10 protein-coding genes and 9 pseudogenes are annotated in these 24,245 nt (G+C 65.9%); 8 read left to right on the top strand and 11 right to left on the bottom strand.

Going from position 1 to position 24,245, the window contains the following annotated elements; translation table 11 throughout:
* Positions 1 to 179 precede the first annotated feature (179 nt).
* On the bottom strand, positions 180 to 1,199 hold the full coding sequence (locus tag OG985_RS47545; protein WP_371674191.1) for an ISAs1 family transposase: 1,020 nt from the start codon (positions 1,197 to 1,199) through the stop codon (positions 180 to 182).
* Positions 1,200 to 1,869: 670 nt separating this feature from the next.
* Here OG985_RS47545 and OG985_RS47540 point away from each other — a divergent pair.
* Positions 1,870 to 2,094: a ubiquinol-cytochrome c reductase iron-sulfur subunit gene (locus OG985_RS47540; RefSeq protein WP_371666513.1), complete on the top strand. Its 225-nt coding sequence runs from the start codon at positions 1,870 to 1,872 to the stop codon at positions 2,092 to 2,094.
* A gap of 228 nt (positions 2,095 to 2,322) precedes the next feature.
* Here the strand turns inward: OG985_RS47540 and OG985_RS47535 are convergent, their stop codons facing one another.
* Positions 2,323 to 3,702 carry an IS1380 family transposase gene (locus OG985_RS47535; RefSeq protein WP_371666514.1) on the bottom strand — a complete coding sequence of 460 codons (1,380 nt, stop codon included), beginning with the start codon at positions 3,700 to 3,702 and terminating at the stop codon, positions 2,323 to 2,325.
* Between the two features lie 496 nt (positions 3,703 to 4,198).
* Between OG985_RS47535 and OG985_RS47530 the strand changes: the two genes are divergently transcribed.
* The 4 genes and pseudogenes from OG985_RS47530 to OG985_RS47515 all read left to right on the top strand — a co-directional run bounded on the left by OG985_RS47530 (position 4,199) and on the right by OG985_RS47515 (position 13,757).
* A complete protein-coding gene (locus OG985_RS47530; RefSeq protein WP_371674190.1) occupies positions 4,199 to 5,218 on the top strand; it encodes an FKBP-type peptidyl-prolyl cis-trans isomerase in 1,020 nt (339 codons plus the stop codon).
* Between the two features lie 120 nt (positions 5,219 to 5,338).
* On the top strand, positions 5,339 to 12,295 hold the full coding sequence (locus OG985_RS47525) for an FG-GAP-like repeat-containing protein (RefSeq protein WP_371666515.1): 6,957 nt from the start codon (positions 5,339 to 5,341) through the stop codon (positions 12,293 to 12,295).
* Positions 12,296 to 12,704: 409 nt separating this feature from the next.
* Positions 12,705 to 12,893 (top strand): annotated as a pseudogene (locus tag OG985_RS47520) (ISAzo13 family transposase); the annotation flags it as partial.
* Positions 12,894 to 13,007: 114 nt separating this feature from the next.
* A pseudogene (locus OG985_RS47515) lies at positions 13,008 to 13,757 on the top strand (transposase family protein).
* An 868-nt stretch (positions 13,758 to 14,625) separates the two neighbouring features.
* On the opposite strand, the pseudogene OG985_RS47510 reads toward OG985_RS47515, so the two are convergent.
* Positions 14,626 to 15,376: pseudogene (locus OG985_RS47510) on the bottom strand (transposase family protein).
* 308 nt (positions 15,377 to 15,684) lie between these two features.
* Between OG985_RS47510 and OG985_RS47505 the strand changes: the two are divergent.
* Complete coding sequence (locus OG985_RS47505) at positions 15,685 to 17,061, top strand: IS1380 family transposase (protein ID WP_371666516.1); 1,377 nt, start codon at positions 15,685 to 15,687, stop codon at positions 17,059 to 17,061.
* A gap of 613 nt (positions 17,062 to 17,674) precedes the next feature.
* Here the strand turns inward: OG985_RS47505 and OG985_RS47500 are convergent.
* The 6 genes and pseudogenes from OG985_RS47500 to OG985_RS47475 form a co-directional block, all read right to left on the bottom strand.
* Positions 17,675 to 18,370: a L,D-transpeptidase family protein gene (locus OG985_RS47500; RefSeq protein WP_371666517.1), complete on the bottom strand. Its 696-nt coding sequence runs from the start codon at positions 18,368 to 18,370 to the stop codon at positions 17,675 to 17,677.
* Positions 18,371 to 18,805: 435 nt separating this feature from the next.
* Positions 18,806 to 18,913 (bottom strand): annotated as a pseudogene (locus OG985_RS47495) (winged helix-turn-helix domain-containing protein); the annotation flags it as partial.
* A 111-nt stretch (positions 18,914 to 19,024) separates the two neighbouring features.
* A pseudogene (locus OG985_RS47490) lies at positions 19,025 to 19,186 on the bottom strand (helix-turn-helix domain-containing protein); the annotation flags it as partial.
* A 60-nt stretch (positions 19,187 to 19,246) separates the two neighbouring features.
* Entirely contained in the window at positions 19,247 to 19,588 is a 342-nt protein-coding gene (locus OG985_RS47485) for a hypothetical protein (RefSeq protein WP_371666518.1), read from the bottom strand.
* A 426-nt stretch (positions 19,589 to 20,014) separates the two neighbouring features.
* Positions 20,015 to 21,208, bottom strand: a pseudogene (locus OG985_RS47480) (ISAzo13 family transposase); the annotation flags it as partial.
* A 420-nt stretch (positions 21,209 to 21,628) separates the two neighbouring features.
* Positions 21,629 to 21,829, bottom strand: a pseudogene (locus tag OG985_RS47475) (DUF5372 family protein); the annotation flags it as partial.
* A gap of 124 nt (positions 21,830 to 21,953) precedes the next feature.
* Between OG985_RS47475 and OG985_RS47470 the strand changes: the two are divergent.
* Positions 21,954 to 22,704, top strand: a pseudogene (locus tag OG985_RS47470) (transposase family protein).
* A 152-nt stretch (positions 22,705 to 22,856) separates the two neighbouring features.
* Here OG985_RS47470 and OG985_RS47465 read toward each other — a convergent pair.
* Positions 22,857 to 23,330, bottom strand: a complete 474-nt coding sequence (locus tag OG985_RS47465) for a hypothetical protein (RefSeq protein WP_371666519.1) — start codon at positions 23,328 to 23,330, stop codon at positions 22,857 to 22,859.
* Positions 23,331 to 23,554: 224 nt separating this feature from the next.
* Between OG985_RS47465 and OG985_RS47460 the strand changes: the two are divergent.
* Positions 23,555 to 23,781 (top strand): annotated as a pseudogene (locus OG985_RS47460) (DDE-type integrase/transposase/recombinase); the annotation flags it as partial.
* Between the two features lie 83 nt (positions 23,782 to 23,864).
* Here the strand turns inward: OG985_RS47460 and OG985_RS47455 are convergent.
* Positions 23,865 to 24,194 (bottom strand): transposase, encoded by a 330-nt coding sequence (locus OG985_RS47455; RefSeq protein WP_371666520.1) that lies wholly within the window; start codon positions 24,192 to 24,194, stop codon positions 23,865 to 23,867.
* Between the last annotated feature and the right edge of the window lie 51 nt (positions 24,195 to 24,245).

The raw sequence follows: 24,245 nt of genomic DNA, 5'->3' as shown, positions 1-24,245 counted from the left end.
CCCGGCGCAGGCGGGACACGGACGGCGAGCAGTCATCTTCAGCCCCCGGCAAAGCAGTTGACTCCTACCACCGGCCTACGACCAACCCGACCTGCCACCAACCCACACCACCACCGAATTTAACGAACTACCGGTAACGCAGGGCGATTGCAAAGTCCTTCGATCGTGTGTCGCGCAGGTCAGTTGAGGCCGAGTAGGGCCAGTGGCCGCTCGTAGGGGCGGAGGGCTGTGGTGCGGAGTCCGGCGGCGATGTTGGTGTGGCCGGCGTCGCGGAGTTGGTTGATGGCGAAGCTGCGGAGGGTGGCCATGTTCTCCGGGCTGTGCCCGGTGCGGATCTTGGAGGCGTCTTCGCGGAAGGCGGTGTCGCGGACGAAGTGGAGCCTGTTTTCGATCACCCAGTGCGTCCTCAAGATCGTTGCGATCCGTTCGGGAGACGCCTGGCGGCTGGTCAGGTCGGTGATCACGTAGACCGTTTCCCGGCTCTGCTTGCCGGTCTTGGTGTCGGTGCGGTGGCGTACGACCTTGGCGACCTGGGCGGCGTGGGGGAAGTCGACGCCGAGGCCGGTGACGGTCAGGGCCTGCACGACCCGGGTCTCCTTACGTCCGTGGCCGGTGGTGCGGTCGTAGAACTTCGCCGCCGCCTGCCCCCAGGGCAGGGTCCGCAGCTGCTCGTAGAGGTTCTTCTGGTTCCGCTTCACGGTGAAGGCGTAGTGCGCCTTCTTGACGTCGACGAGGAAGCGGGCGTGCTCGCGCTGGGTGTGCAGAGCATCGCCGGTCACGGTGACACCCTGCAGGTCAAAGGGGTCCAGCAGGGCGGCGAAGCAGGTGATTTCGTTGGTCTTTTCCGGAACCCGGAGCTGGGTGACGGTCATCCCGGTGCCGGTCATCGCGGCCAGCAGGTGCGCGGCCGGGGTGGTGCCGTGGCGCGAGCCGCGGGCGCTCTTGCCGTCCAGGGCCAGGGTGTCGGTGCCGGCCGGGTCATGGCCGAGGAGGTCGGCCAGGCCGCCGGGGCAGGTGTCCTTGACGACCCGACGGATGGTCGCGCCGCTGGGCGGGACACGTACGGACAGGTCGGTCGCGGTACGGGCACCGAGCCGGGCCAGGACATCCTGCGGGGCCTCGGCCGCCCACTCGCTGATCGCCACGAAACTCCTCGCACCGGTGACCACGGCGGAGCAGGCGATCAGCAGCACTGCCACGAAAGGGTGACGCTTCCCGCGCCGGTACCGCGGATCGGCAAGTGCCCGCAGCCGCCCGGCCAGCAGACCCGTCGCACCATGTTGACGGGTGGGCGACTTGACCAGACAGACGGGCAGACTGACGGCACATCGAAGCTCCGTTGCGGGACGGCGACTTGGGAAGGTCACCCCCACAACGGAGCTTCGTTGCGTCCGGTCGCGCACCCGACCAGCATCCACACCGCCGTGACATGCGCATCCGAGAGATCACCACGACTTTGCAATCGCCCTGCGGTAACGCCATGTAAGTAAGGGCTGCTCACGTTTTGCGATCTCTGTTTTGAGATCCTGCAGATCCGGGTTGCTGGCGGACGGATTGGTTCAGGTGGAGGGCAGTCCGGCCTGTGCAGTCCGTTGTCCGTGTTTGCTGGTGTTGTGCACGGGTTGGCGGTTAGAGAGGGACGTTCATGGAGGCGGGTTGCAGATCCGGGTGGGTCGGGGTTGCGGCCGGTGTGGGGCGGCGGGCGGTGGTGAGGGACGGACTGGCCGTTGCTGGGCCGTGACGGTACTGGCGGGCTGCGGCAGACGGGAGAAGCAGGGCGCGGTGCGGTAGGAGGCGGCTGCTGCGGCTGCGGAGCTGGCGCGTGGGGATGAGGTGCCTCGGGGCGGGGGCTGGTGGCGCCCGCTGGCAATGTGGTGCTTGCGCGCGGCGAGGACGGCGAGCTGTGCGCTTTTTTTGGTGGTGTGCACGCATGCGGGATGCGTGGTGGCCGAGGTGGCTGATGGAGAAATTCTCTGCCCGTGCCATGGGGACCGGTTCGCTCCGGCGGCGGAGAGGCCGGTCCGCGGCCTGGCCAGGAAACTGCTGCGGAAAGTGTCCGTCGCTGAACCTGATGGGGTGATCGTCACTCGCTGAGTTCCTGGCAATTGACCTTTTCCAGCGGTCGCTCCTGGGTGAACGGTCCTCTTAGCCTCGATCGTTCATGAGTCCTTGTCGGTTTGTTGACGGGGACTCTGCGTTTGTGTGGTGGGGTCTTTTCGGGGCTGGGGCAGGCCGAGGGCCCGGCTCTCGCGTCGGATGGGCGCCGGGTTCCACTTCACCGGTGTGGTGGTGCGGGTTTGTCGGGACGGGCGATGTGGCTGGTCAACCGGGGTTCGGCAGGGCGTGGAGCCTGACGATCGCGTGGCTGATGACAGCGGTCCAGGGCCATCGGGCGGGCAGGCGGAGCCAGCGGCGACGGCCGGTGTTCACGAGCTGAGCGGCGGCGGAGAACAGCCGCAGCCGGAGCTTCTTGGGTTCCCAGCGGCGGGCCTCGCCGGTCAGCGCGAGCATCGGCATCCAGGCGAGGAGGTCGAGCGCGAGGGAGACGATCTCCAGCCAGATCTGGTTCTGGGCCGTGTCGTGCAGGGGCAGATTGCGCAGGCCGGTGGCACGGGCGCCTCGGATGCGGTCCTCGCAGCGTGCCCGTCTGCGGTGACGCAGTTCGAGGTCGGCGAGCTGGCCGCCTTTCGTGTTGGTCGCGAAGCAGGTGAGCCGGTTGCCGTCGAGGTCGGTGAAGCGCAACTGGGCGCCGGGGTGCGGGCGTTCTTTGCGGACGATCAGCCGCATGCCCGTGGGCCAGGTACTCAGGTCGGGCATGTCGGTGATCTCGGCGACCCAGGCGCCGGGCCGCTCGGTGCCGTCGGCGTCGTAGGCGGGTGTCCATGCCTTCTTCGGGATCTTCAGTACGGCCTGGTGGATGGCGTCGGTGGTGGTCATTCCGACGGAATACGACAGCCACCGGCCCCGGCGGGAGAGCCAGTCGAGGAAGGTGTGGGTGCCGCCGGCGGAGTCGGTGCGGATCAGTGTCTGCCGTCCCCGCCGCAGGTGTTTGGGCAGTTGGGCCAGGGCGAGTTGGGCGGTTTCGATGTGGTCGGCGGCGGTGTTGGAGCCCGCGTTGCCGGGCCGCAGCAGGGCGGCCACCGGTTCCCCGGATCCGGCTGGGCCGTGGTCGACGAACGCGACGAGCGGGTGATGGCCGAAGGTCTTCTTCCAGGTCGGGGTGGCGTCCTGCTTCTCGGAGTGTGCGAGCACCAGTACCCCGTCGATGTCCACGATCACTTGGCCGTCGGCGGCCGGACTGCTTGTCCCGGCCAACTCCCAGACCCGCGTGCGTACTTCGGAACGTGCGCCCCGGATTGCCGCAAGAGCCTTCGGGCCGGAGGCGGCGAGCGCGTCGACGAGGCGGGAGACGGTCGGATCGGAGGCCACCGGGCCGAACACAGCCGGCTCGGCCCGCAGCATGCCGACGTCTGCCAGACAGTTGCCGCCGAGCGCGACGGCCAGCGCCACATCCAGCAGGATCTTGCCTGGGTCGTGCACGGCCCGCGGCTTGCGCCACGGTGCCAGTGCCGCCGCTATCGCACCGTCCAGGCCACACTTGCGGGCCGTCTCGACCAGCAGCACCGCCCCGGCCTGCGAGACCACCCCGCGGCCGCCGCCCTCGACACGGACGCGCGGGTACGACCCGCTACTCTTCTTCACCTGGAGAGTGCTTCTTTCCTTGCAGTGACAGGACCCTCGACAAGTCCCATCGTTGCAGGTCAGCAGCACTCTCCGCTTTTTTGATCAAGACCCGGACAGACCCACTCGCGAAAGCGCGAGGTTAGTAGGTTGGCTTCCTCCCGACCTGTGGCAGGAGTCGGCTCCTGCCGGAAGCAGCTGTTACCCGATCGGTGGTCACTTCGAAAAAGGTTTGCGGCTTAGCCGGGGTTCTGGCCGCCCCAAGTGTGGTGTTCGGGCCCGTCGGGGAGTCGGTGATTTTTGGTCCCGCCGGTGGGGGTATGCATTCCGTCGGTTTCATTCGGTTGCCGTTATAGGCCGAATGGGTTGGCGGCCTCTGCTGAGGAATCCCGCCGCGCAGAGTCCTGGCGAGGATAACGCTCGAGGCTCTCGATTGCTGTGCCGGTCTCATTCGCGTGATTCGGATGGTGGATTCCGTAAACCTTTCCCTTTGTATGTTTGAGCGGTATTGAGAGGCGTGATTGTGGCTGGCTGGTTGCGGTATCGGCGGTTTTGGTGTGTGCCGGTGGTGGTGTTTGCGGTGGGTGTGGCTGGGGGCTGTGATGCGGGTGCGGGTGGGGGGCGGTCGGCTGCTGCCCGGCATTCCCCGTCTCCGGTTGCGGTGCCGGCGCCGGTGGCTTCTGCTGCGGTGCTGCCTGTGGTGTCGGGGAAGGCGGGCGGCAGGCCGGTGGTCGGGATTCCGCGTGAGGCGCCGGGTAGGGCGTTCGTGGTGCGTACCGTGTCGGCCGGGAAGGGGCCGGAGGTTCGGAAGGGCCGGGTGGTGGTGGCGCACTATGTGGCGAAGGTGTGGAAGTCCGGCCGGACGGTGATGGATTCCCGGCGCGGTGGCGGGAGGCCGCAGGTGTTCACTGCGGGTGGGGGTTCGCTGTTGCCCGCTTTGGAGCGGGCGGTGGCCGGCCGGCGGGCGGGGAGCCGGGTGATGGCAGTGGTTCCGCCGGGTGGGGTGTTCGGCCTGGACCGGTTGCAGTCGGCCGGTGTGTCGGCGAAGGACACACTAGTTTTTGTTCTTGACATTGCCGCGGTGATCGATCCGGTTACGGCGGTGGCAGGCACCGCGCGTCCGGCTGCGGGTCTGCCGCGGGTGGACAGTTCGGCGCCGGGGCAGTTCGCCCTGACGGTGCCGGAGGGTTCGCCGCCCCGGCGTCTGGTGGCCCGCACGCTGATCGCGGGTTCGGGCCGGCCGGTGGGGCCGCGCAGCAGGGTGTTGGTGCACTACGCCGGAGCCGTCTGGGCGTCCGGCCGCGGCAAGCCGGCCGAGGTGTTCGACTCCACCGCCCAGCGGGGGCAGCCGGTGCTGGTGCGTATGGGTGCCGGTGAGGTGATCAAGGGCTGGGAGGAGGGGCTGCGCGACCAGAAGGCCGGCAGCCGGGTCCTGCTCGTGGTCCCTCCGGGCAAGGCGTACGGGACGCGGTCACACGCCGGCGTCCCGGCGGGCTCCACTTTGGTGTTCGCCGTCGACATCCTTGCCGTCCTGTAACTGCCGGAATCTGTTGTTTCCAGCGCGTGAGAATTCCGACCCTCGCCACCTCCGTGTTGGGGAAATCGAGGTGGGAGGTCGGGGTGTGAGGGGCTCTTCGAGGGTCCTGCTTTCGGCGCGGTGCGCGAAGTGACTGGGCAGGCCGGTCGCCAGGTGCTGCGCCCTTTCTTGTTTTCCTCTTCTTCTGAAAGTCGTGTCATGTGGAAATTGAAGAGACGGTTGTTGAGATCGTCGGTGGCGGCGGGAGTTGCTGCTGCTCTGGTGGGGTCGATTGGACCGGTGGTGTTTGCGCCGGGTGCGGTTGCGGCCGATGGCCCGCCGGTACCGAAGCATCCTCTGCCGGTTCCGTCGGGTGATCCCGCGGCGGCGGCGAAGGCGGGTTATCTGCCGGGTTCGGGGAGTGTGGGGCCGAACGGGGCGTTTACCTATGGGATGCCGCTGACTGTGCCCGAGGGCCGGGCCGGGGTGCAGCCGCAGCTGTCGTTGAACTATTCCAGCAGCGGGGGTGATGGGGCTTTCGGGCTGGGCTGGTCGTTGTCGGGGATGGGCTCGTCGATCACCCGGTGCGCCACGGCTCCGGACAGTGAGGGCGCCCGGTCGGGTATTTCCTACGACAAGAAGGACCGGTACTGCCTGGACGGGGCGAAGCTGGTCGGTGTGGGTGCGTCCGGGCCGGGGCAGTCCGGCGAGTACGGGGCTGACGGCACCGAGTACCGGACCGAGAGCGACGGTTTCGCCAAGATTGTTTCGGTGAACGCCAATAATCCGGATATGGGCCCGGACAAGTTCCTGGTCTACGGCAAGGATGGCCGGATCAGCACGTATGAGGCGCAGGCGGCGCTGCGTACCACCGATTCCGTCAATCTGGCGAAGGAGTGGGAAGAGCTCAGGACGGAGGTGTATCACACCCCGGACGGGACGGTTTTCACCAAGCGGATACCGGACATCATGTCCGCGCCGTATGTGAAGCAGCATTCGACGGTGCATTCGATGCCGCGGGTGATCTGGCTGCTGAAGAGTGTGAAGGACCGTTCGGGCAATGAGATGCGGTACACCTATGACCCGACGACGTCTGCTCAGTTCGGCAACAAGTATCCGCTGAAGAAGATTGATTACACGTTCGGGCCGGGCCGGGATGCGGCCCGGAGTGTCGAGTTCGCCTACGAGTCCCGTCATGATGCGACGTCCGCGTGGGTGAACGGGGTGCGGTACGTCAACGACGAACGCGTCAAGTCCGTCACGATGAAGGCGCCCAACCCGACGGCCACCACCGCGGTGCGCACCTACAATTTCACCTACCGGGGTGCGGGCACCGCGGACCATGACAAGACGCGCAGTCTGTTGTGGAAGGTCCAGGAGTGCGGGGCGAAGGGCGGCTGCCTGCCGTACAGAGAATTCAGGTGGACGGGGGCGGAGGATCTGCCGTCGTTCACCACCTCATCTTTGGGGAACTGGAATCCTGCTTCCGAGCCGAGCCCCGACGGCCTGCGTCCGTCTGCGCAGGTGCTGGACGTGGACGGTGACGGCAGCGACGACCTCCTGACCCAGAACAGCAGTGCCACCGGACGGCAGGTCGAGGCGCGGCTGGGTTCGCGCAATGCGGCGGGAGTTGTCTCGCCGCTTGCGGACCGGCGGCAGGTCAGCGGGGTGGGAGGGTTCCCGGACGTCCTGCCGGTCGGTAACGCGCCGGGGCTGGACCTGCGGGAGGGCCGGCCGGTGGACATCGAGGGTGATGGCACACCGGAGTTCATGGTCAAGACAGTGGATCTGACCGGGACGCATGAGCGGATGCTGCGCTGGAACAAGGGGGCGCACCGGTTCGACAGCACCAGTCTGGTCTTCGACGCCGACGGCTATTTCTCCGATTTTGCGGACCTTGACGGCGACGGTTTGATGGACCGGATCTCGGCGGATGTTCCCAGCGCGAGTCCGGATGAGGGCAACCGGCGGACCTTGTCGGTGCGGATGAACAAGGGCGGTGGCACCTTCGGTCCCTCGGTCAACTCCGACATCCCCGGCAAGTGCCCGGGGGCGCGTGTGTCCGACACTGATGGTGACGGACGAGCGGACCTGATCCTGGACAAGCCGCTGACCACCCCCGACTACAACGGCAAGTTCGCGTGTTCGACGGGGCAGCACACCGTTGCGGTGCGTGCCGGCAGTGACGGCTCGGGCGCTCTTCAGGCTGTGCCGGGCAAGGGCGCGGATGACGCCGTGGGGACGGGCGGCTGGAAGTTTTCACCCCTTGCGCCGCAGGGAGTGTCTTCGCGGAAGGTTTCCTCACCGGACGACGCCGAGGGTGGTCTCTATCTCGGCTACAGGTTCAATGCACTGGCCAATTGGATTATCCGGCCCGGGGACTATAACGGCGACGGCCTGCAGGACACTCTGATGATGTCCAAAGTGCAAGGTGCGGACAGTGTCATGCTGTGGAACACCGGTGCCGGTCTCTTCTGGGACGGCAAGGCCGTGCAGATTCCTCTGGGGAGCCTTCCCGCCACGGAAGAAAATGTTCAGGTCGCCGACGTGAACGGTGACGGCCGGGACGACGTCGTCGGTTTCCGGTCGGAAATCGACGGTCCGGTGCAGAAATATGTGGCCATCATGCTGTCGAAGGGGGACGGCACGTTCTCGGTCGATGAGGTCACGGCCGGTCCGATCGACCGGATGGCGAAGCTGGGTGACTTCAACGGCGACGGCCTTCTCGATCTGCTGCGTGCCGAGAAGACCGCACTGAAAGTCATGATCCAGAACGCGCCTCAGTCCGGCGGAACGCGGATCAGTGATGTGCGCGACGAGGATGCACCATATTCCCGGAATGTAGTCACTTACTCGCAGGAGTGGAATGACCACCCGGATCTGATGGGTGAGGACACCTGCCAGGCACCGTTGCAGTGTATGCGGCGGGGGATGACGGTGGTGCGGGAGCTGCTCACCCGTGAGCACGGGCTGATGACGTCGCTGGGTTCGAGTGAGTACTTCTCCTACCGGGATCCGGTCGCGCATGTCCGGCAGGGTTTCCTCGGTTTTGGTGAAGTAACCAGCTGGAAGCCCACCCGGCCGTCGCAGACGGTCACCACCTACGATCTGCGGACCACGTTCGACGGGGGGAAGCGGTATCCGTTCGCGGGGCGCCCCAAGACGGTGACCACGGTGACGCCGATCCTCAGCCAGAACGAGGTGGCGGACAAGCCGGCCGCGGCGAATGCCCGGATTTCGGTGACCGGCAGCAGTGACGAGTACCGGCCCGGCAACGGCGGCAAGACGTTCGCGGTGTTCCCGAAGAACACCGGCACCGACGTGTGGGATCAGAGCGTCGCGATCAACTGGGGCGAGTCACTGGCCGGCTCTGAGAATGCACAGCACGTCGAGTGGGTGGAGCACCAGCCGCAGAGCGGCCCCGACAAGCAGGTCAAGGCCTCGAGCACGTATGACTCCTACGGCAATCTCACCGACACCACCAGTGCCACGACCGGTGGGGTCAGCGGCAGCACACACACCGATTTCGACCTCTCGCCGCAGCGGCAGCTCGACTGGCTGGTCGGCCTGCCCGAGAAACAGACCGCACAGCAGACCGAGGCCGGCACCAGCAGCCCGGTGACCACCGTCACCGGTTTCGAGCACGACGAGCGTGGTCTGCCCACCGCAGTGCACACCGAGCCGGGCAATACGGACGAGCTGCGCAGCAGTGCGCGCACCGAGTTCGACGGCCTGGGTGTGCCGGTCAAGATGACGGCGAGTGCGCCAGGCCGGCCGGACCAGGTCACCCACCTCGAATACGACAACGGCAAAATGTTCGGCTCGACGCAGCCGGATGAGCGGATCTACCCCTCGCAGACCTGGCAGGAGTATGCGGTGGCCGCCTACCGGCCCACCACCTGGCAGGCGGTCCACCCCGCGCTCGGCGTCACGGTTGCGACCGAGGACGTCAACGGCACCGGCTCCACGACATCCGTCGATGACCTGGGCCGCCCGGTGCGCAGCGAGGCCGACGGTACTCAGCCGACCACCCTCGCCTACGCCCCCTACAAGGTCACTGCGGGCGGGAACGTGCTGGGCATGCAGGTGACGGCCACCACCGGCCAGAACGTGACGAAGACGGTCACGGCGCCGGCGGGCAACACCCACCTGACCACCACCACCGGTTTCGCCGGGGAAACGGTCACCACCGCCACCGGCTACGACAACCTGGGCCGCGTCGCCTACACCACCCGGCCCTCCGCCGGCACCCCGGACCCGTCCGAGGCGACGTCCGTCTTTTACGACAGCCTGGACCGGCCGACCGAGACCGAGTACCCGGACGAGACCAACTCGAGCGTGACCTACCCCTCGTTCTTCACCACCCAGACCGAGGATCCCCGCGGCGCGAAGACCGTGACCACCACCGACGTCGACGGCCGGATACGCACCACCGTCGGCAAGCTCCGCAAGCCGGGCGGCACCACCGCAGACGTCACCACCACCTACGCCTACAAGCGGCTGCAGAGCGTTGTCACGGACGACAAGGGCAACAAGACCACCACCGACTTCGACATCCTGGGCAGGCCCACCAAGCTGACCGACCCCGACCGGGGAACATCCACCACCAGCTACTACGGCAACGGACAGGTCAACACGACCACCCGTCCCGGCCAGCAGACCGGCTACCACTACGACGCCCTGGGCCGCCCCACCTCGACCGTCGCTGACGTCGGCGGCACCAAACGCACCGACACCTACGTGTGGGACACCGCCCAAAACGGTGTGGGCCAGCTGGACCGTGCCACCAGCGGCGACAACATCACCACCGCCTACCGCTACGACGACATGGGCCGCCCCATCGGCACCGACTACACCGATGCGGCCACCAACACCACCTACAAGACCGACCAGCACTACGACGCCCAGGGCCGTCCCGACACGATGACCTACCCGGCCGTTCCCGGCCGCAACCGCCTGAGCGTGTCCCCCACCTACAACACCTACGGTCACATCAGTGACATCAAGGACACCACCGACCCGCAGGCCCCCAAGCAGCTGTGGCACGCCACCGCCCGCAACGCGGACATGGCCCTGACCGCCGCCACCCTGGGCGCCGGCGCAACCATCAGCCTCAGCAACACCTACAACCCGCAGACCGGCCGGCTGGAGAAGTCCACCGCCGAACGGGCCTCCGACAAGGCAGTCCTGCAAAACCGCGGATACACCTACTACGACGACGGCATGGTCCACACCCGCACCCAGACCGACACCACCGCCAACCGCAGCGAAACCTTCACCTACAACGACTTCGACCAGCTCACCGGCTGGAACCTCACCAACGGCCCCGACCCCCAACTCACCACCAGCTACGGCTACAACACCATCGGCAACCTCGAGACCGTCACCAACAACAAGGGCCTGACCGACACCCGCACCTACGGCCGCAACGACGGCACCCTGCCCCACGCCCTGACCAGCCGCACCACCACCGGCGGCGAACCCGCCGTCGACGAGACCTACACCTACGACACCCTCGGCCGCCAGGAAGCCACCAAGAAAACCACCACCACCCTCAGGGCCACCACCTACACCCCCTTCGACCTGCCCCGCACCGTCACCAAAGACGGAAAAACCACCACCTTCGCCTACGACGCCTTCGGCACCCGCATCAAGAAAACCGGCCCCGACGGCACGTCCTTCACCCTCCCCGGCCTCTTCGAGGACCGCACCGACACCGCCGGCAAACACTCCTACGTCTTCTACCTCACCGGCCCCGAAGGTGCCATCGGCCAGGCCGTCCACGACGCCACCGGCACAAAAATCGACTACACCCTCACCGACCAGCTCGGATCCGTCTCCACCACCGTCAACGACACCGGCCAGATAGGCCAGACCTTCTTCTACGACCCCTACGGCGCCCGCACCACCGCCGCCGGCACCCGCACCACCACCACCGGCAGCCACACCCACGGCTACACCGGCCAGGAACACGACGACAACCTCGGCCTCATCAACATGAACGCCCGCGCCTACGACCCCGACCAAAACCAGTTCCTCACCCCCGACACCGTCCTGAGCAACCACCCCTACAACTATGCAAACGCCAGCCCCCTCAACCACACCGACCCCACCGGCAACGACCCCACCTGCCCCCTCGGCCTCTGCCCCAGCAACAACGTCACCGCCGGCATCATGACCGCCGGCGCCATCGGCACCGGCCAATACCAGTCCGGCTACGAAACCCCCGGCGGCCCCGGCGGCATGTCCGGCCTCGGCGGCGGAAACTTCGGCTTCGGCAACCCCTACGGAACCTTCGGCAACGCCGGCTCCGACGGCGGCTCCTTCACCCCCATCATCAACAACACCCAACAAATCCTCGACGACATCAAAGCCACCTACGACGACTACGTCTACACCTGGGACCGCCTCCGAAACGAAGGCATCTCCTACAGCCTCACCGACCCCTACGACGAACTCGCCGGAATCAACCGCGAAACCTACAACACCAACGTCGGCGCCGTCATCGACACCGCCGCCATAACCGCCGCAGCAGCCAGTCTCGCGTATGGCACTGCGGAAGTTTTGACCCACACCGGCATAGGGAATCTCGACTATTCGGCATGGCAAGCTGTGGGCGATATCGTTGACATCTTGGACGAAGGTCAGAAACTAGGCGGTTCATTTTTGGAACCGGTTCTTGATCCGACGACAGATGGAGTCAACCCTTGGTGTGGCACCTATAACTGCATAGGAGCCTCGATTGCGGACGATGCCACGGCGAATAACCACCCCGCCCTCGCAGTTCCAGCTTACGAAGAGAAGGATGCAGGGTACGTCTGGGATATTGAAGATTATCAAAGGTCTCTAGGCATTAAAGAAGGCGTACTGACGGCCAGCAATAACAGTCAGCTTGAGCGGAGAATTCGCAGCATGGGAGACGGTTCCCGCGCCATAGTAGTTGGACACAATCACTCCATACCTAAAACTCTAAACCACACATTCACCGTCAGGAACGTGGGTGGAATTATTGAATGGCGAAACCCGCAACGAGTTGCTGTCGATATAGAGAGGAGGGCTCGCGGATATAGAGGTTTCTGGATATTTCGTACCAAATAGTTGGCTGTGGAAATTAAGGATCTTGCCGCAAGGCTCCGCGGTTACCCAGCCACTCAGTCCGGTAACAGGGCTATCGCCCACGACGTGATGCACGATATCGGTCGCGGGGTCGGAGTCTTGACATAAAGAGGGCCGTACGGGTTGAGCGTGTGGGACGAACCTCGCCCGTACGGCCCTTTCTCATCGCATCTGTACCGACGTCTCCCCGGACGTAACTTGGCCGGCCCACTCAGCTTCTTCGAGTTGGCTACCGATCAGGTGAGGTTCCGCGAGCGCAACGAGCGAGGCCCCCGAGCCGTTGATCGAGATGTCTGACGTCTCAACCAGCTGCCCGGACGCCTCGTTGGTCATCTATCCTGCCGCACTCGACCTACCCCATGCGCTCGTAGAGTGAGTCTGATTCGACGCCGGGGACCCGGTGATCGGCGTCGATACGAAGAAGAAGGAAATCGTGGGGTCGTACGGGAACGGCGGCCGCGAGTGGCGGCTCGCAGGCGACCACGTGCAGGTCAGCACCCATGACTTCCCGGACAAAGTACTCGGGAAGGCCGTGCCCTATGGCATCTATGACCTGGCTGCGAACACCGGCTGGGTCAGTGAGCTTGTTCAGTTCGGCCACTGATCGGGTGACGTGTGGTGAGGGCGGAACGGGCAGAGCCCCAGGGCTGTTGAGCGAGGTGTCTACGCTCAACTCTTCAGCCTTGGGGCTCTGTTGGTTCCTTATCGTGCCGTACTCGATGTCCCGCATGCCCTCGTGGAGTGGCTGACGATACTGATCGTCACCCGGGAGGGTGACCGAAGATGCAAGCTGTCCCCGTCGCGGCGGGCCCTGGTCGCACTGGTGTACCTGCGGAAGAACGACACCCTGCGACAGCTCGCGGCCGGTTTCGGCATCGGTTTGGCACCGCCCACGCCCATGTCCACGCGGTCGTGGCACTTCTGGCCGATCTTGCACCGGGATTGACAGCGGCCCTGAGATCGGCCGACACCCGGTACGTTCTTCTGGACGGGACACTCGCCGAATGCGACCGAACCGGCGACGGCCGCGCGGACTACTCGGGCAAACACCGCCGACACGGCGTGAACCTACAGGTCGTGGATAGCACCAGATGGAACACTCGTCTGGATTTCGCCTGCTCTGCCGGGTCGTACTCACGATCTCACCGCGGCCCGCCGACACCGGATCATCGCCACCTGTATCCGTCTCGGCATCCCTGTCATCGCAGACCGGAGCTACCAGGGCGCCGGCGACATCGTCGCCGTCCCGCACCGACGCAAACCCGGGAAAGACCTCACACTCAAACAGAAATGCGTCAACCGGGCCCACTCCCGACTTCCTTGGCCTGTCGAACGGACCATCGCGGAGATCAAGACCTGGCGCATCCTCCGCAAAGCGCGCTGCCACCCCACCGCAATCACGTCAATCACCAAAGCCATCCTCACCCTGGAGACTCACCGCTGAACAAGCTCAATTGCTCCGCACCCAACCCGGTTGTAACCTGCCAGCTCAACGACCCCGCCCCGGCAACACCTGTCTTGTGCGAGAACTCGTCAGGTTACCGAGCGGGGTCGTTGCGGTTGACCAAGGGGTGGAAGCCTCCCCGTGGGCTTGTGAATAACCCTCCTGGTGAAGGCATTCCTCAAAGCGGGCATCCTCGGCGAGGATCGCGGACTGCGAGAAACCAGCGCCGGAACCCCAGGGTTCGATCTTGTCGCCGTTGCTCAGCAACGTGGCCCTGTCGGTCCTGGACGAGTACGTCGCCCAGGGACCGGGAGCACCCGGAAGCAGCAAGCTGGGGCGGGAAGAGCGTCGCCTGATGGGACCTCCGCCGCCGCTACTGCGGGGGTGGTTGGCGGCCAGTTGGAGAGGAACGGACGCTGTTCGACCCCGGAAAGGTGCGCACAACACGCTACCGCTACCGGGGCGCGGCCATCCCTTCCCCCTGGCCGACCACGGCATGAGGACGATCATCAACAGCAAAACGGGACTTGTGGAGCGCCCGGTGCCATGAGAGTGGCACGCCGGGTGCGGGAAGCGGCCCGAAGAAACGGCTCGATTGAAAGAGGAGACCGTGCTTCGGGCCGACTTCACCGCCCCAAGGCATACGCCCCGGACCCCTTCGACCAGCCGAGCCCCGACCTCTCCCCACGCTGACCGCCCTTCACGAGGCCCAGCGTGAGACGCACGTGGACAAACGACGCGGCCACCGGCCACGCGCCAAGGGCGACGGCAACACGTCTCCTGGCCGCCGTCCTTTATTACCGGCACGGCCTACCCCAGATCGCTATCGCCGCCCTGTTCCATGTCCGGCCCGAGACACTGAGCTTGTTCAGCGGTGAGTCTCCAGGGTGAGAATGGCTCTGGCGATTGACGTCATCCGGCTCGGGTTGCAGTGGGCTTTGCGGAGGATCCGCCAGGTCTTGACCGATGCGATGGATCTCTCGACAGGCCACCGCAGACGCGAGTGCGCCCGGTTGACGCTTCTCTGTTTGACGGTGAGGTCTTTGCCCGGTCGTCGTCTGTGGGGCACGACGACGATGTCACCGGCGCCCTGGTAGCCGGGGTCGGCCAGGATCGGGATGCCCAGGCGGATACACGTAGCGATGATCCGGTGCCGTCGGGCCGCGGTCAGATCGTGGGTCCGGCCGGGCAGCGCGGGCGAGATCCACACCAGCGTGCCGTCGGGAGCGGTCACCACCTGCAGGTTCACGCCGTGCCGGCGGTGCTTTCCCCAGTAGTCCGCCCGGCCGTCGCCGGTCCGGTCGCACTCGGCGAGTGTCCCCTCGAGCAGCAGGTAGCGGGCGTCGGGGCGATCTCAGGGCCGCGGTCAGACCGGGCGCGAGCTCTGCGAGGTGGCCGATCACGGCGTGCACGTGGGCGTGTGCGGTGCCCAGGCTGATACCGAAGCCGGCCGCGAGCTGACGCAGGGTGTCGTTCTTCCGCAGGTATACCAGTGTGACCAGGGCGCGCTCGGACGCTGGCAGCTTGCACCTGCGGTCACCTTCACGGGTGACGATGAGCATCGTGACCCACTCCACCAGGGCATGCGGAACATCGAGTACGGCACGATAAGGAACCAACAGAGCCCCAAGGCTGAAGAGTTGAGCGTAGACACCTCGCTCAACAGCCCTGGGGCTCTGCCCGTTCCGCCCTCACCACACCTCACCCGATCAGTAGCCGAACTGAACAAGCTCACTGGTCGACGTCACCTGGCCTGGCGGCGCACAGGAAGGCCCCCGGCGGCCGTGTCCACCTGAGATCTCTAGCCTCGCGCTTTCACGAGGTGGGCTGTCCAAGCGTTGATCAGAAACACGGAAAGTGCCCTTGACCTGCAACGATAGGACTTGCTGAGGGTCCTGTTGGCTGCAAGGAAAAGAGCACTTTCCAGGTGAGAGAGCCTATCTCGTCGTACCCACATGTCCGTGTCCGGGGAGACGGTCGGCAGGTGGTCTCGCAGGCCGGTGCGGTCCTGCTGCTGGAGACGGTCCGCAAGACGGGCCTTGACCAGGCGATATCCGCAGCTCTGGCTCCGTGGCGCAAACCGCGGGCCGTCCACGATCCCGGCAAGATCCTCCTGGACGTTGCCCTGGCGGTCGCACTGGGCGGGGACTGCCTCGCGGACGTCGCGATGCTGCGGTGTGAGCGGGCCATCTTCGGCCCGGTCGCCTCCGATCCGACCGTCTCCCGCCTGATCGACACCCTCGCCGCGTCCGGCGAGAAAGCCCTGCAGGCCATCCGGTCCGCACGCTCCGAAGTCCGCCATCGTGCCTGGTCGTTGGCCGGCGAGAACGCCCCGGACGCCGACGGTCAGGTCACCGTCGACCTCGACGGCGTCCTCGTGATCGCCCACTCCGACAAGCAGGACGCGGCGCCAACGTGGAAGAAGACCTACGGCCATCACCCGCTGACGGCCTTCGTCGACCACGGACCGGGCGGAACCGGAGAGCCGGTCGCCACCCTCCTCAGACCGGGAAACGCGGGCTCCAACACCGCTGCCGACCACATCACCACCGCCCAACTCGCCCTGGCCCAACTGCCCAAGCGATACCGACGAGGACGGCAGACGCTGATCCGCACGGACTCCGCCGGCGGCACCCACGACTTCGTGTCCTGGCTCGCGAAGCGGGGCCGATGGCTGTCCTACTCGGTCGGCATGACGGTCAGCGAAGCCATCCACGAACACGTGCTGAAGGTCCCCGCCTCGGCCTGGACCCCGGCCATCGAGACCGACGGTGAGGCGCGGGACGGGGCCTGGGTCGCCGAGCTCACCGGTAAGCTCCTGGACGGCTGGCCCAAGGGCATGCGGCTCATCGTCCGCAAGGAACGGCCTCATCCTGGCGCCCAGTTGAGGATCACGGACGCGGACGGCATGCGGATCACATGCTTCGCGACCAACACCACCGGCCGGCCGATCGCCGAGCTCGAGCTGCGTCACCGGCTCCGGGCACGGGCTGAGGACCGGATCCGGGCCGCCCGGGCCACCGGCCTGCGCAACCTGCCCCTGCACGGCACCGCCCAGAACCGGGTCTGGATGGAGATCGTCCAGATCGCGCTCGACCTGCTGGCATGGATGCCCATGCTCGCGCTGACCGACCGGGCGAGGCTCTGGGAACCGCGTCGCTTGCGCTTTCGCCTGTTCTCCGCGGCCGGCCAGCTCATCACAACCGGTCGGCGCAGGATTCTCCGCCTCGCCCGGCACTGGCCCTGGACCGACGAGATCACCGCCGCCCTCGAACGACTCGCGCTCCTGCCCGACCCCGGCTGACCAGCAACCCACCGTCCCTGCGACAGCATCACCCGCCCCGGGCAGTGGAACCCGGCGCCCACCCGACGCGACAGCCGGGCCACCAGCCTGCCCGGCATCAGCTCCGGAAAGCAAAAGGGTCCACCGACTCCGTCGGCGGACCCTCACGAAAGATCGAGGCTAGTGCTGCGATGTTTCGTTTAAGGACTGATTGAAACGCTCATACTCGGAATCTCCAGAAGGCAGTAGCCCCGACTTGACCATAGCCGCGCCAATTTTTCCAATTCCACCTCTTCGTCGTCGCACTCAAGTCCACACTGAATCACCTCCGCACCATTTCAGTAGTGTTTTCTTTGAATATGGAACCGCTGTCTGCCTGGTAGAACCAGGCTTCGTAGACAACGGAATCATCAATCGCTACATCCAAAGCTCGCATGTATTGAGGACGCCCTCGTCGTCTGCTACTTCCGAAGATGACACGCGCTCCTTGGCGGGTAGGTTTTCCCCGTCGTAGGCAACGCCGCATAATGCAAGCTGCTCAACTTGAGCCGGAGTCAGTTGTTCCACGGAAGTAATTTTGCGCATATTTATAAAATCGACGTATCTGGACACTATCAACTGCGCCTCAGCCGTCTCAGGTGCCCAGCTTGCGGCCGTACACGAAGACGTCGTCGCCCTTCTTCAGAAGCGACCAGTACTTCTTGGCGGTGGTCGTGGTCATGTTGACGCAGCCGTGCGAGCCCGGCGGGTTCCACATGCTGAGGCCGACCGAGTGGAAGGCCTGGCCGCCGTCGAAGAACTGGCTGTAGGGCATGGGCACGTCGTAGATGCTCGAGACGTGGTCGATGTCGCGCCAGTAGATCTTCTTCAGGCCTGTGCGGGTCTCGTAGCCGTCGCGACCGGTGCGGACCGGCACCGGGCCGTAGACGAGCCGGCTGCCGTCCTGGATCCAGCTGAGCTGGAGCGTCAGGTTCACGCAGGCGATCCGGCCCTTGTTGACCGGGCACCTGCCGTCCCTGTTCGGGTTGTTCCCGACGGCCTTCTGCTTGTTCATCAGGTCCATCACGCCCCAGGTGACGGGACCCGCGTAGCCGATGTTCGGTGTGATGCCGTGCTTGTTCTGGAACGACTGGATGGCCTTGCAGTCGGCGGAGGACTGCCTTCCGTCGACCGGACGGCCGAGGAACTTCTCCACCTTCTTCTGGTACGGCCCCGCCGCCGTGGTACAGCTCGCGGCCTGCGCCGGAGCGGCGCCGAGCGCGAGAGTGAGCGGTGCCACCAGTCCGGTGATCCCCAGTACGACGGCTCCCCGCCTGCGTATATCTGCCATGATGAGCCTCCCCTTGCATAGTTTGTGGCCTCCATCAACTAGAGCGGGGCGGGGGGACGTCGGTTGCAGGAAGATCGGATTGCGACCAAACGGTGACACTGGTGCGCTCGGTGAGGTGTTGTGACGTCGTCGGGTGTGTTGACGCCTGACGGTATGTTAGGGCGTGTGGTCGGTTCGCCCGTGGGCTATTGGTCAGGCCACAGCGGGCAGGCTGGCAACGGGGGTGATCTGTTCCCAGACGGCGAACCGGGTGATCATCTCGAGACGGTGTTCCGGGGCGGTCATGAGGTGGCAGCGTGGTACCGGCCGCCCAGGCGGCGGTGCAGTAGGGCCAAGTCCTTCTTCGTGTAGCCGCCCGACGCCTGACAGACCCATCCGCCGTCGGCGGTGACCTGCGCGCGGATGGGAAGCCGCTGGCCACGTTTCCGTGCGCCATGCGGCAATCGCCTCCTCGTTCCGCTCCACGGCCCCCAATTTCGACACCTGCCACGACCAGCCCATCCGGTCCAGCAACCGCCAGACCCCGGAGATCTCGTACCGCACCGAGAACGCTCCCCGATCAGCACCCGACCCGGGCCAGCGTCCACCGCTGGTCCTCCCAGTCGTACGCCGCCGGCCCCGCCCGCAGCAGATCCTCCAGTTCCTGCTCCGCGCTCAGGTACGAGTTGCCGCCCACCCCTTGGATAGCAGAGCCTCCCGGCCACCCGCCTCACAGGCCCGACGCCACAGGCTGACTGCTTGCGGCGTTACCCCGAGCACCTTCGCGACCTTGCTCTGACGCATCCCATGCTCGAAAAAATCAACCGCCTGCATGCGCCGCCGCTCAGAGTCAACTGGCTTGGCAGCCTACGAGTTCGAGTCCTCATGCTGCCGGGATCAAAGCCCGGGGCCGGTATAACCGGGGTCAGGGTGCTGGCGAGGCGTGTACCACTCGGTGAGCCCCCACAGCCCGAGAGCGAGTGTCGCCAGGGTCGTGAGCACCGCGATGCAGGGGCGACCCGTCGACCGCGTGGCCAGCGTCCATGTGAAGAGCGGAACCACCGTGCCACCGAGCAGAATGAGCGGCAGGTCTAGGAAGAGTACGCTCAGATCGCGGGCATGGCCCTCGAAGCCGCCATCAATGCTGAACGCGGCCCGCGGTGCCCACACCAGCAGTCCAGTTACTGCACCGAGGCCAGCGAGGACCCAGGCTGCGGTGCCCTCGATCTTCTGGTTCATGTGGCCTACCGCCTGAGTCGTTTTGCAGGCGCTGGTGGCCGTGCAGCAGCAATCTAGGGGATTGGAAGGGGAACATGGGTGAGTAGGCTTTGCTCCAACCCTACTTGCACCGCCTGCACAGCAGCCTCGGCTACCTCAGCCTGCCGAATACGAGACTGCCCCCCTCTCTCTGTCAGCCGTTGGGTGAGACGTTCCGAGGGCACGACAGGAGAACCACCCCCTCATGACCAGCACCAAGCCCGCCGGACCCGACCCGGCTCCGACACTGCTGCGCAATTCGCTGCGGAGGTAGCGGAGGGGTGCGCGATTGAGGTTGGGTCGTGCTGGCCTGGTGGGTTGGCTGGAGGTTGATCATCGTTCGGCGGCTCGGTCGGAGATTAGGGCTCAGTGTGATTTAACGTCTGCGGGTTCGGGAGTGTCGGCGGGTGGGCTGATGGTGTAGTTCCACTGGCCGTGGGTTTCGTGACGGGTCAGCGGGAGGGCCTTCATGGCCTTGTCGCTGATCTTGATGCCTGTGGGGTAGACACCGGTGTCCAGGGCCGCGGACACGGTCAGGCCGGTCTCGGTCGTCGTCGCACCGATCAGGGAAACGGCGGCCTCGTGGCTGGTCAGTGGTGTCCCGCGCCAGTTCATGGTGATTGCGGAGAACAGCCGGTGCTCTATGCGATTCCACTTCGAAGTACCCGGCGGCAGGTGCAGCACGGTGATCGACAGGCCGGTCTCGGCGGCGAGGGCAGCCAGCCCGGTCTTCCAGGCCCGTAGTCGGCTGCCGTTGGATCCGCCGCTGTCCGCGGTGATCGTCAGTGTCGTGGCCTGCGGATATGCGGCCCGGCCGACGTTGTTCCACCAGGTCCGCAGGGTGTTCACGGCGAACGCGGCGGTGTCGTGATCCATGCCGACGCTGACCCAGCCGGCGTTGGCGCCGATGTCGTAGACGCCGTAGGGGATGGCTTTGCCGGCCGGTCCGGGGAAGTCGTGGACGTTGACCTTCACCGGGTCCCCAGGCGGTCGCCATTCCTTGCCGACGTTCTTGAAGTTCCCGATCAGTTCCTTTTTCTTGCAGTCCACGGACACGACGGGCTGTCCGGCAGCGAGGGCCGCCCTGACCTGATCGTTGAGGTAGCGGAACTGGGCGTCGCGGTCGGGGTGCTGCTTGCCCTCGACGGTTTTGGCGTTGCCCTGCAAGGAGTAGCCGGCCTCGTGCAGCAGTCGGGCCACGACGTTCTCGGTGCACCGGTGTCCCCGATTGACCAGCTCGGCAACCAGGTGCGACAGCGATTTCGTGGTCCAGCGCAGCGGGTTCATCGGATCACCACGAGTCTCCGGCTCGACCAGGGCATCCAGGTCCACGGCCAGTTGCGGGTCCAGGACCTCGGCCCGTCTGCGGCCGCCTCCCGGCCCCCGGGACCGCCCGACCGCCAGCGGCTGCGGATCGTCCAGTTCCCCGCGGCCCCGTCGGATCGTGTCCTGGGACACCCCGGTCGCCTCACAGACGATCCGTGCACCGCCGCCACCCAGCTCACGAGCCTCGTTGCCGAGCCACAACCGTCGCTGCCGCTCGGTCAGGTGATCCCGGATCGCCTCGTAGCGCCGGGCCAGGGACTCCATATCGATCGGCATAGCAGGAAACGTACGCGCCGCGCGACTGATTCATAACTTGTTTCGCTACGAGCCCTTAGGCCGGCGATGGCGGCGAAGGTCTCGTCGAAGTGCTCGCGGCGTCCGATGTAGCGCTGAGAGGTGCGCCACTGCTTGTGTTCGGCGTTGGAAGTGTTCCACCCAGACCCGTTTCGCCGGCCGCGGGTTAAGCGTCCGCGTCGCCCGCAGTGCGGCCTCTTTCGGGTTGTTCGTCGCGTTGCCGGCCATGCCGCCTCCCTCGCTCACGTGCTGCCTCAAGAATTGCGTCGCGGCCCCTCACGGACAAGAGCGCGCAGAGGCACCGGATCACGTATCCGTGCAGGCCAGTCGGCATGGCGTGCACTGTCTCGAGCACCGTGCGCGGGACGCGCGCCCACCACTGCGGCGTGAATCCCAAGGCGTTCACGGCGTCATCTTCTTGACATTCTCACCGCGGCCGTCGAGGTGGTCGATCAAATCGGCCAGGGCGAGCAGATCCTCGGTGCGGAACGGGCTGCTGCGGCCGGCGGCGAGAACGACGAAGGGGTCCTCGCCGCCCGCATCGGTCCACGCCGTCGGCGCGGACAGGACTTCTCCCGCCTCGTCGCGGAAGTACACGCGGTCCTCGCCCCACGAGCTTGTTCAGTTCGGCTACTGATCGAGTGAGGTGTGGTGAGGGCGGAACGGGCAGAGCCCCAGGGCTGTTGAGCGAGGTGTCTACGCTCAACTCTTCAGCCTTGGGGCTCTGTTGGTTCCTTATCGTGCCGTACTCGATGTTCCGCATGCCCTGGTGGAGTGGGTCACGATGCTCATTGTCACCCGTGAAGGTGACCGCAGGTGCAAGCTGCCAGCGTCCGAGCGCGCCCTGGTCGCACTGGTATACCTGCGGAAGAATGACACCCTGTGTCAGCTCGCGGCCGGCTTCGGTATCAGCCTGGGCACCGCACACGCCCACGTGCACGCCGTGATCGGCCACCTCGCAGAGCTCGCGCCCGGTCTGACCGCGGCCCTGAGATCGCCCCGACGCCCGCTACCTGCTGCTGGAGGGGACACTCGCCGAGTGCGACCGGACCGGCGACGGCCGGGCGGACTACTGGGGAAAGCACCGCCGGCACGGCGTGAACCTGCAGGTGGTGACCGCTCCGGACGGCACGCTGGTGTGGATCTCGCCCGCGCTGCCCGGCCGGACCCACGATCTGACCGCGGCCCGACGGCACCGGATCATCGCTACGTGTATCCGCCTGGGCATCCCGATCCTGGCCGACCCCGGCTACCAGGGCGCCGGTGACATCGTCCTCGTGCCCCACAGACGACGACCGGGCAAAGACCTCACCGTCAAACAGAGAAGCGTCAACCGGGCGCACTCGCGTCTGCGGTGGCCCGTCGAGAGATCCATCGCATCGGTCAAGACCTGGCGGATCCTCCGCAAAGCCCACTGCAACCCGAGCCGGATGACGTCAATCGCCAGAGCCATTCTCACCCTGGAGACTCACCGCTGAACAAGCTCAGTGTCTCGGGCCGCACGACGAACTCGTACGACCGCCCATGCCATGGATGGAACGAGTGCGTGACCGTCACAAGTTGCTCCACACCATGCGGATCTGGAGCATTTGACGGCGCTGTCCAAAAGCGGCGTCGAAGGGATGATCGGTTACTTCCGCCGCAACCACTTCACCCCGGTCCCTTCTCTGAACTTGCCGGAGTGACGATCGAGCCTGCCGTGGAGTTCGTGGTAGGTGCGGAAGTGGAAGAAGCGTAGGCCGTCGATCACGGTCCCGGACTCGATTTCTCGCAGAGTCCAGGGGTTGGCGGAGTAGTCGTCAACCGCAACACCCCCGTGCTCAAGGAGCAGCGCGACCAGTTGGTGAAGCTCTGCAGTGCCATCGATCCGCCCTGAGATGTCGATCTGCACTGCCCAGCCGGGGTGATGTCCGACGGCCGCTTCGAGGACTGCGACATCATTGGGTTCCCAGTCGGAGAAGAGGTGCCCGGTTTCCTCATCGTTGATGTCGATGTAGAGGCTTCCGTCCAGAGTCCACGGATCGCGCTGCTGGGGCAGGTGCTGATCGAGTGATGCGACAGTCTCGGCTCGCTCACCTGCGGGAAACACGAACACGCTGCGCATGGGATGGAGCGTAGGCGGTGCGGCTTCGCGGTGACCACGGATATTCAGGCCAGGTGCGGGTCGGCCGATGTGGTGCGGACGGGGGGCCTTCCCCGTGATCGTGGACACCGGTTGTCATGCGGTGGTGGCTAGCGTAGTTGATCGCTGTTCATAGGGGATCGGGCTGATCTGACCGAGGCGGGAGTGCCGTCGGCGGGCGAGGAACCCGCCGAGGCGTTGTCACGTTGTCCTCGGTCGAGCACCGCTCCCACAGGAGGGTGAACAACCGGGCCGAGAATTCCCACCAGCCTACCCGGCAGCGCGAACGCGCGATGAAAGGCTTCCGCGGCGTCGGCACGGCCCAGCGGTTCCTGTCCGCGTTCAGCGGCATCTCACCCCACTTCCGACCCGGCCGCCACCTGATGACCGCCCCCAACACCGTCTCGAGATGACCATCCGCTTCGCCATCTGAGATCAGATCACCGGCGCCGCCGGCCAGCCCGCCAGGGTCTGACCCAAGGCCGCCACCCGGCCCAACCAGGCCCTGACGCGGCGTCATACAGCCCATACCCTAAACAACATGACAACGCCCTCACGGACCTTCTGGGTCAGGGCATCGGCCCAGACGAATGCGTAAGGGCCTTGGTCCAGGGGCCGGTTGCGGAATGCGGCGACTGCTCGTCCAGGTGCTTGGCCATCGCGCTCCTCTGGGACTCGACAGTTGTGTGACGACCAGGGACTCGGCGAGCTTCTCGACCCGGCGCGTACTGACGCCGAGCAGGTAGGCGGTGGCGACCACCGAGATGAGGCCTGTTCGGCCCGGCGGCGCCGTTCAAGGAGCCAGTGCGGGAAGTAACTGCCCTGGCGCAGCTTGAGGATGGCCAACTTGACGGTGCCGGCGCGGGTGTCCCAATCGCGCGGGCGATATCTGTTGCA

Source organism: Streptomyces sp. NBC_00289, assembly GCF_041435115.1.
Lineage (GTDB): Bacteria > Actinomycetota > Actinomycetes > Streptomycetales > Streptomycetaceae > Streptomyces.
This window is presented reverse-complemented; position numbering and strand designations above follow the sequence as displayed.

Bases quoted from the DNA above. Each gene is read 5' to 3' on its own strand.
- OG985_RS47540 (WP_371666513.1), top strand. From the start codon at position 1,870: ATGTGGTGCTTGCGCGCGGCGAGGACGGCGAGCTGTGCGCTTTTTTTG.
- OG985_RS47500 (WP_371666517.1), bottom strand. From the start codon at position 18,370: ATGGCAGATATACGCAGGCGGGGAGCCGTCGTACTGGGGATCACCGGA.
- OG985_RS47485 (WP_371666518.1), bottom strand. From the start codon at position 19,588: ATGAACCAGAAGATCGAGGGCACCGCAGCCTGGGTCCTCGCTGGCCTC.
- OG985_RS47465 (WP_371666519.1), bottom strand. From the start codon at position 23,330: ATGCGCAGCGTGTTCGTGTTTCCCGCAGGTGAGCGAGCCGAGACTGTC.